This is a genomic window from Actinoplanes sp. DH11 (assembly GCF_020873875.1).
In the GTDB taxonomy this organism is placed as follows: domain Bacteria; phylum Actinomycetota; class Actinomycetes; order Mycobacteriales; family Micromonosporaceae; genus Actinoplanes.
Genome location: NZ_JAHWGU010000024.1, coordinates 131,797 through 139,792, shown reverse-complemented (window position 1 = coordinate 139,792; position 7,996 = coordinate 131,797). Strand labels below are relative to the sequence as shown.

Below are 7,996 nucleotides of genomic sequence, written 5' to 3'. Positions count from 1 at the left end.
CGCTGGTGCCGGGCAGTCACCCACGGATGCCCCGCCGCCCAGCTGTCACCCACGGCTGCCCCACCGCCCGCGAAACAGCCATCCGTGACAGCCCGGCACCAGCGGCTGTCACCCACGGCTGATTGTCGCGACCCGGAACAGCCGTACGTGACAGCCGGCTTCGGTGGGACAACTCGATCGACACCAGAGCCACCGCCCGGCCGTCACCCACGGCCGCCCCACCACCCGGCTGTCACCCACGGCTGCCCCACCGCCCGCGAAACAGCCATCCGTGACAGCCCGGCACCAGCGGCCGTCACCCAGCTCTGGCAGCGCCGAAAACGATGGCTCAGACTCTGACGCGCCCCTGGTGTCGCTGTGCGCTGGGGCGGTCCCTCGCGAGGGACCGCCCCAGGCGCAGCAGGTCGGCAGCAATCGATGGGGTCCGCGCCAGTCAAGGGGCCCAGGGCGCCACCACGTTCCAGCTGCTGTCGGCGGAGAGCTGTTGCGGCCGGTCGGAGCCCGAGCCGGCACCGGAGGCGATCCATGCCTGGGATTCGAAGTGCCGCAGGAAGGTGCCCGGGAAGTTGATCGACTCGAAGGTCACGCCGGTGCCGCCCACGCCGGGCCGGGCGCAGAACGTGGCGTCCGCCGCGAACAGCGCCGAGCCGTCGTTGGGTGCCAGCCGGATCCGCGACGCCGCGTGCCGCAGGTACTGGCCGGGCGCGTTCACCGCCTCGAAGGTGTAGCAGGACGTGTCGGCCAGACCGCGCCGCAGCGTGAACGTCGCGTCGTTTTTCAGCAGCGCCGCGCTGCCCGCGCCGACCGGTTCGGTCCAGCCCAGGCTGTCGGCGTGCCGCAGGTGGCGGTCGGTGAGGCCCCACGTGGTGACCTGCAACGACCGCCGCACGTCGAACGGCAGGATGACCGAGCTGCGCCACAGCGCCGGCGCGGACACCTCCCAGGTGGCGTCGGCCGCGAGCGAGCCACCGGTGTCCGCGTCGATGCGTACCTCGTCGTTCGTGTGCCGCAGGTAGCGGCCGGGCTGGTTGGCGGCTTCGAACGAGATGCCGCCGGCGGCCAGGCCGGGACGCGCGCACCAGGTCGCGTCGGCCGCGAAGGTGCCGCCGGTGGGCGCGTCCAGGCGGACCCGGGAGGCGGCGTGCCGCAGGTAGCGGCCCGGGAAGTTCACCGACTCGAACGAGTGGCAGCGCGGGTCGGTGAGGCCGGCGACGGTGCGGAACGAGGCGTCCTGCCGGGCGCCGTCCCCGCTTATCACGTCGGTCCGGGCCAGCGAGCCGGCGTGCCGCAGGTGCCGGTCGGTCCAGCCCGGCGTCGTCACCCGGAACGACCGGACGTGGCCCAGGGTCAGCGGTACCGCCGCGTTCTGGTGGCGCGACGCGTTGATCAGGTTGGTGAGGGCGGTACGCACCTGCCCGGTGTCCACCTTCTGGATCCGCCGGTCGTAGGTGAACAGCCCGTTGTACTCCCCCTCCACGTCGGTGATCTCGGTGTAGACGAACCCGGACAGCCCCTTGGTGGTCATCAGCCGTTCCGAGTCCCGGATCATCCCGGTCAACCGGTCGTTCAGGTGCGCCGCGCCGGACATCTGCTCGTAGGCGAAGAACTGCCCGTTCGGGCTGTACTCATGACCCGGTGTACGCAGCCCCAGCCCGCCGAACTCGCCGAGGACCGACACCCGGGTGGCGCTCGGCCGTGGCGCGTCCGGCCCGGTGTAGACATGCCAGTCGATCATGTCGCCGGTGCCGGGGTCGCCCTTGGAGGCGCAGCAGTTGTAGCCGCTGTGCGCGTTCATCAGCCGGGTCGGGTCGTACGCCTCCAGCATGGTCGTGATCCGCTGGGTCTCGGCCAGGTTCCATTCGCCCCAGCCCTCGTTGAACGGCACGTACGTGACGACCGACGGGAAGGCTCGGTGCTCGTCGACGATCTCCCGGGCCTCGGTCTCGAACTGGGCGATCTGCGCGGCCGACTTGGTGTCGTCGCCACCGGACGGGATGTCCTGCCAGACGAGCAGGCCCAGGCGGTCGGCGTGGTGGTACCAGCGGGCCGGCTCCACCTTGATGTGTTTGCGGACCATGGTGAAGCCGAGGTCCTTGTGCTTCTGCAGGTCGAAGGCGAGGGCCGCGTCGGTGGGCGCGGTGTAGAGCCCGTCCGGCCAGAACCCCTGGTCCAGGGTCCCGGCGTGGAAGATGAACTCGCCGTTGAGGGTGGGCCGCAGCACCCCGCCGACCATCTTCTTGCCGACCTCGCGCATCCCGAAGTAGGACGTCACCTGGTCGACGGTGGCGCCGGCACTGTTGCGCAGCGTGACCCGCAGGTCGTGCAGGAACGGGTCGCCGGGGTTCCACAGGCGCGGGTTCGGCACCGGGACGGTGAACTCGGTGAAGCCACCGGTGGCGGTGCCGACGACCGTGCCGCCGGCGAGCGCCTCGGCGACCACGGTGTGACCGCTCACGGTGCCGCGACTGAACACGCGGACCCGGACGTTCTGCGCGCTGATGTTCGGATAGATGTCGACCGACCAGATCGACGAGGCGGGTGTCGGTTCCAGCCACACCGTCTGCCAGATGCCGGAGGTCGGTGTGTAGAAGATGCCGCTCGGGTTGTTCACCTGCTTCCCGGCGGGCTGCTCCTCCCCGCGACCGTCGGTCGGGTCGTAGACGCGTACCACTATCTCGTTGTTTCCGCTGGTCAGCTGCGGGGTGATGTCCACTTCGAAGCGGTCGTAACCACCCTTGTGCGCGGTCACCAGGGTGCCGTTGATCCAGACGGTGGCCTCGAAGTCGACCGCGCCGAAGTGCAGTTGCACCCGCCGGCCGGTCCACGCGGACGGGACGGTGAACGTGCGGCGGTAGAACATCAGGTCACGGTTGTCGTTGCGCATGATCCCGGAGAGGGCGGACTCCACCGGGTACGGGACGAGGATGCGTTCCGGCAGCGTCTGCCCGAGCGGCGGCGCGGCGTTGCGGTTGACGTTCCCGGCGGCGTCGGTGGCCGGGTTGAGGAACTGCCACTCGCCGTTGAGCGACTGCCAGTCCGGCCGCGTCATCTGCGGTCGCGGGTACTCCGGCAGCGGGTTCGTGGTGGAGACCTGGCTGGTCCAGGGTGTGCTGAGCGGCGGGGTCTTGGGTTCGACGGCGGCGGAGACGGGGGTGGTCGCGGCGATCACGCCGCCGGCGGCAAGGGTGAGAGCCGCGAGGGTACGGGTGAGGAGCTGACGCATCGGACTCCTTCTCCGGGCGCGGCCGCACGCAACGGCATTGCGGGACCGCGGGGACGGGTGAGCGGTGGATGGCGCACCGGGAGGACACCGGAACCCAGCAGAGACGAACGACTCCGCTCAGGGTTGAACACATTCACCCATCGACGTTTATCGACTGTCAAGAGTCCTGACTGTTTCCGGGACAAGCCGACGGCCCGCCCCGGAAACCGGGACGAGCCGCCGCGTGATGCCGCTGCCTGATGCCGCCGGGCCGGCCGCCCTGGATGCCGCTGGGCCGGCCGCCGCGGGGTGCCGCCGGGACGGCCGCCGTGGGCGCCGCCGGGCCGTCGTGCGGTGCCGCCAGGGCGTTGTCAGCGGGTGAAGAGGCGCAGCGGGATCGCGTCGGCCATGGCCTGCATGCCGGCGTCGCCGGGGTGCAGGTGGTCGCCACTGTCGTACGCGGGGAGCATCCGCAGCGGCCGCGCCGGGTCCCGCACCGCCCGGTCGAAGTCGATCACGCCGTCCCACTCGCCGCCGGTCCGGATCCACCGGTTCACCGCCTGGCGCTTCCGCTCGTTGGCCGCGGTGTAGTAGCCGGGGATCGTGGTGTCCTCGAACGGCGTCAGCGTCGCGCCGTAGATCGTCAGGCCGCGCTCGTGCGCCCGGGCGATCAGCTGCCGGTACCCGGCGATCAGGTCGTCGACGCTCACCTCCTCGGTGACCGGCGAGGTGGAGCCGGGCTGGCCGATGTCGTTGATGCCCAGCAGCACCACCACGCACCGGGCGCCCGGCTGCGCGGCCACGTCCCGATCGAACCGGCTCAGCGCGCTGTCGCCGAAGAGCGGGCCGAGCCCGGCGAACGGCGTGCCCGCCAGGGTGTTGCCGTCGTGCAGAATCCGGTTGCCGCCGATGCCCTTGTTCAGCACGCCGAGGTGCCGCAGTGACCGGTCGGCCTGCAACCGGCGCGCCAGCAGGTCCGGCCAGCGCCGGTTCGCGTCGACCGTGGTGATCGCGCCGTCGGTGATCGAGTCGCCGAACGCCACCACAGAGCCCGCCCGCGCCGGCACGGCGGCCCTCACCCCGGAAGCCGGACGCGCCGCGTCGGCGGCACTCACCCCGGAAGCCGGACGCGCCACGTCTGCGGCACTCACCCCGGAAGCCGGACGCGCCGCGACGCTCACCCCGGAGAGGAAGTGCCAGGAGGTCGTCTCGGTCGCCCCGGCCAGCACGGGAGCCCGGGTGACGTCACCGGCGGCGACGAAGTTGCGCTGGAACGCCGAGCCGTGCACCGTCGCCGCCGGGGTGCGCCGGGGCAGGTGGATGCTGATCACCAGGTCGGAGAGGGCCGGGACGGAGAGCCGTACCGGGTCGCTCAGCGCGGGCGCGCCGGGCGGGATCGTGAAGGCGGACCGGCCGCCCACCGTGAGCGCCCGATCGGTGCCGGGCTGGATCTCCGAGCCGGTCGCCCCGGCCGGGCGGCGGGCGACGCGGGCCGCACCGACGACGAGGGGTTCGGTGCCGTACTCGTTGGACAGCCGCACCCGCACCTCACTGCCGGCCGTGCTGACACGCACGATCTGCCGCAGCGTCTGATCGGTGAACACGGTCGCGGGCTGTGGTGGCAGCGCCGCCCCGGTCACCGCCGTGCTCCAGGTGCCCACCCAGGACGGGCTGCCACCTGTCGCGCCGGCCGGCGCGCTGAGTGCCGAGGTCGCGGCGAGCGCCGCGACGAGCAGGGTGAAGAGCCGCCGCATGGGGCCCACCTCCGAGACGTGATGGCCGGAATGCCACCCGCCAGAGGATCCCGGACAGTGACACATGTCAATGCAATGGCGCCCGGTCCGCGTCGAGCGGTCGGTTACCGGCGGCCAGCGGTCGCCGGCGGTGCCGGGCCGACGTGACCGCCGGCCCATAGCATCCCCATGCAACGCGAAGGTTTCCTCCAGGTAGGCCCGCTACGCTCCAGCCGTCCGCACAGGCAAGACGGGCAAAACGCTGCACAGAGACTGGTCGGACCGGGGAGCGAGCATGAGGCGACGGCGTTACCTGAGCTGGTTGCTGCCCGCGTGCATCCTCGCCGTGACGGTCGGCGTCGTGGGTGGCATCGCGTGGCTGGCCAGCCGCCTCGTCGACACCGGCCCGCAGGGCGAAGGCCAGATCACCGGCGGCCGGCCGTGCGTCGCGACCGTCCGATCGGTCTCGGACACCAACGTCAGGTTCGACAACGACAGCATCTACCACGTCGACCTGCGGGTGCAGCCGGACGACGGCTCCGCGGCCTACGACGCGAGCGTGCGCGACGCCCTCACCGCCCCGGTCGCCGGCCTGGTCAAGGCCGGCGCCACGTTCCGCTGCGTGAGCGACCACGACGACCACACCCGCGTCGAGGTCTTCTGGACCGGGTGACGGCTCAGGAGAAGAGACCGGCGTAGGCGTTGAGCGCCGGCTGCCCACCCAGGTGCGCGTAGAGCACTGTCGAATCCCGGCCGATCTCGCCCCGGCCGACCAGGTCGATCAGGCCGGCCATCGACTTGCCCTCGTAGACCGGATCGGTCACCATGCCCTCGGTCCGGGCGGCGAGCCGCATCGCCTCCAGGGTCGCGGCGTCCGGGATCCCGTAGACGCCGGCGTGGTAACGCTCGTCCAGGACGATCTCCTCCTCGGTCAGCTCCCGCTCGACGCCGATCAGCGACGCGGTCGCGCGGGCGATCCGGGCCACCTGGTCGCGGGTCTCCACCGGCTTGGCCGAGCCGTCGATGCCGATCACCCGCCGCGGCCGGCCGCCGGCCGCGGCGAACCCGGCGATCATGCCGGCCTGCGTGCTGCCGGTGACCGAGCAGACCACGATCGTGTCGAAGAAGACGCCGAGCTGACGCTCCTGCTCGATCACCTCGTGGGCCCAGCCGGCGAACCCGAGCCCGCCGAGCCGGTGGTCCGAGGCACCGGCCGGGATGGCGTACGGCGTACCCCCGCCGCTTGTGACCTCGGCGATGGCCGCGTCCCAGCTCTCCTTGAAGCCGATGCCGAAGCCGGCCTTGACCAGCCGCACGTCCGCACCCGCGAGCCGGCTGATCAGGATGTTGCCGACCTTGTCGTAGACGCTGTCCGGCCAGTCCACCCAGCTCTCCTGCACCAGCACGCACTTGAGGCCGGTGGCGGCGGCGACCGCGGCGACCTGGCGGGTGTGGTTCGACTGGACGCCGCCGATCGAGACGAGCGTGTCGGCGCCCTGCGCGAGCGCGTCGGCCACCAGGTACTCCAGCTTGCGGGTCTTGTTGCCGCCGTAGGCGATGCCGGAGTTGCAGTCCTCCCGCTTCGCCCAGACGGCCGCGCCGCCGAGATGCCTGGTCAGCCGGTCCAGGCGGTGCACCGGCGACGGGCCGAACAGCAGCGGGTGGCGGGGAAAATCGGCGAGCGGCATGACGACTCCTAAAGGTTGACGCTGTGGTGCAGGTGACCCCAGATCTCCGCGTTCACCGCGATGGCCCGCGCCTCGTCGCGCGCGGCCAGGGCCTCGATGAGTTCGTCGTGCAACCGCACCGACCGGGCGGCCTGCGGCGAGGTGAACAGCAGGCGCTCGGCACGCCGCACCATCGGGGTGTACCGCTCGACGGTGCCGGTGGCCGCGGTGTTGCCGCAGGCCAGCAACGGGATCGCGTGCACCTCGTCGTCGGCGTCCAGGGCCGCCTCGACGTCACCGGCGGCGACCGCGGCGGCGAACCGGGCGTTCGCCTGCCGCATCCGCTCCACCTGGTCGGCGGTCATGCCGCCGGCCACCGCCCGGACGGCCAGGTCGTGCATCGCCCCGACCACCGCGGCCGCGTCCTCGACGTCCTTCGTGACGACCTCGGTGACCCGGGTCCAGCTCTGCGGTTTCGTCTCGACCAGACCTTCACCGGCCAGCCGGGCCAGCGCCTCCCGGACCGGCGCACGAGACAGGCCGAGCCGCCCGGCGAGTTCGTCGGGACGCAGCGCCGTCCCGGGCGCGAGCGTCCCGTCCACGATCGCGCCGCGCAGCCGCCCGTAGGCCGCGTCCCGCAGCAGGTGCCGTCCGATGCTCTCCACACTGAAATGTTAGATACCAGCCGAGCTTGAACACAAGGCCCCGAGTACGGCCAACGGCCGTCGACCTACCGCATTGGCTGCCGCCGAGAGCGCCCGGCAGAGGCGTGGCCCGCTCCGGTCATGCCGTCCTCGCCGGTGCCACGCGGCCGGCCAGAGCGGCGGCCAGGGCGCTCACGCCGAAGATGACGGTCATGAAGGCCGGCGCAAGGAAGCCCAGGCCGATCAGCGGATCGCCCTGCCCGGCCGTCGTATCGCGTTCGATGATCTGCCAGGGGACCCAGAACTGCGGGATCACTGCGGCGGCCAGGAAGGCCACGGCCAGCCTCGGCCGGCGGTGGGACGCCACGGTTACCGGCAGGAACAGCCCGAACGCCGCAAGCCACCAGGGCGCGTTCGCCCACTCGTTCCGGAAGGAGCCGGGTTTCGCCTCGACGACGCCCTCGGCGGCCGCCAGGGAGATCACTGCGAGGACGGCGGAGACGGCGAAGATGCCCGCGATCACGGCTGTGGCGGCAAGATGGTCCCGCAGCGACGAGACGGCACGGTTCATCCGACAAGGATCATCAATGGGCGACGGCGTGTCCAGACCGCCACGGCCCGAAGTCCGCCGGCACAGACCGGCTGTGGCAGGCCAGCTCCTGGAGATGGATATGGGTGCCACGTTGTGCACCTGCGCTCGGCCAGCGGCCACTTGATGCCTCTAGAGCAGTTGTCCTCGGCTCGCCGGAG

6 protein-coding genes are annotated in these 7,996 nt (G+C 71.8%); 1 reads left to right on the top strand and 5 read right to left on the bottom strand.

The features are described 5' to 3' along the window. Positions 1–433 precede the first annotated feature (433 nt). Both LPA41_RS29910 and LPA41_RS29905 read right to left on the bottom strand, forming a co-directional pair. Positions 434–3,223: an AbfB domain-containing protein gene (locus tag LPA41_RS29910; RefSeq protein WP_229074298.1), complete on the bottom strand. Its 2,790-nt coding sequence runs from the start codon at positions 3,221–3,223 to the stop codon at positions 434–436. Between the two features lie 350 nt (positions 3,224–3,573). Then, positions 3,574–4,956: an SGNH/GDSL hydrolase family protein gene (locus LPA41_RS29905; protein WP_229074296.1), complete on the bottom strand. Its 1,383-nt coding sequence runs from the start codon at positions 4,954–4,956 to the stop codon at positions 3,574–3,576. A 274-nt stretch (positions 4,957–5,230) separates the two neighbouring features. Here LPA41_RS29905 and LPA41_RS29900 point away from each other — a divergent pair, with 274 nt between their 5' ends. Beyond that, positions 5,231–5,608, top strand: coding sequence for a hypothetical protein (locus LPA41_RS29900; RefSeq protein ID WP_229074294.1), 378 nt, complete (start codon positions 5,231–5,233; stop codon positions 5,606–5,608). A gap of 4 nt (positions 5,609–5,612) precedes the next feature. On the opposite strand, the gene LPA41_RS29895 is transcribed toward LPA41_RS29900, so the two are convergent. The 3 genes from LPA41_RS29895 to LPA41_RS29885 form a co-directional block, all read right to left on the bottom strand. Next, positions 5,613–6,623, bottom strand: coding sequence for a 1-aminocyclopropane-1-carboxylate deaminase (locus LPA41_RS29895; protein WP_229074292.1), 1,011 nt, complete (start codon positions 6,621–6,623; stop codon positions 5,613–5,615). An 8-nt stretch (positions 6,624–6,631) separates the two neighbouring features. Then, entirely contained in the window at positions 6,632–7,267 is a 636-nt protein-coding gene (locus LPA41_RS29890) for a GntR family transcriptional regulator (RefSeq protein ID WP_229074290.1), read from the bottom strand. 118 nt (positions 7,268–7,385) lie between these two features. Beyond that, on the bottom strand, positions 7,386–7,817 hold the full coding sequence (locus LPA41_RS29885; RefSeq protein ID WP_229074289.1) for a hypothetical protein: 432 nt from the start codon (positions 7,815–7,817) through the stop codon (positions 7,386–7,388). Positions 7,818–7,996 lie beyond the last annotated feature (179 nt).

What these genes read in the sequence shown, in the direction of transcription:
- LPA41_RS29885 (WP_229074289.1), bottom strand. Translation starts at nt 7,817, where the DNA reads ATGAACCGTGCCGTCTCGTCGCTGCGGGACCATCTTGCCGCCACAGCC.
- LPA41_RS29900 (WP_229074294.1), top strand. Translation starts at nt 5,231, where the DNA reads ATGAGGCGACGGCGTTACCTGAGCTGGTTGCTGCCCGCGTGCATCCTC.
- LPA41_RS29905 (WP_229074296.1), bottom strand. Translation starts at nt 4,956, where the DNA reads ATGCGGCGGCTCTTCACCCTGCTCGTCGCGGCGCTCGCCGCGACCTCG.
- LPA41_RS29895 (WP_229074292.1), bottom strand. Translation starts at nt 6,623, where the DNA reads ATGCCGCTCGCCGATTTTCCCCGCCACCCGCTGCTGTTCGGCCCGTCG.
- LPA41_RS29910 (WP_229074298.1), bottom strand. Translation starts at nt 3,223, where the DNA reads ATGCGTCAGCTCCTCACCCGTACCCTCGCGGCTCTCACCCTTGCCGCC.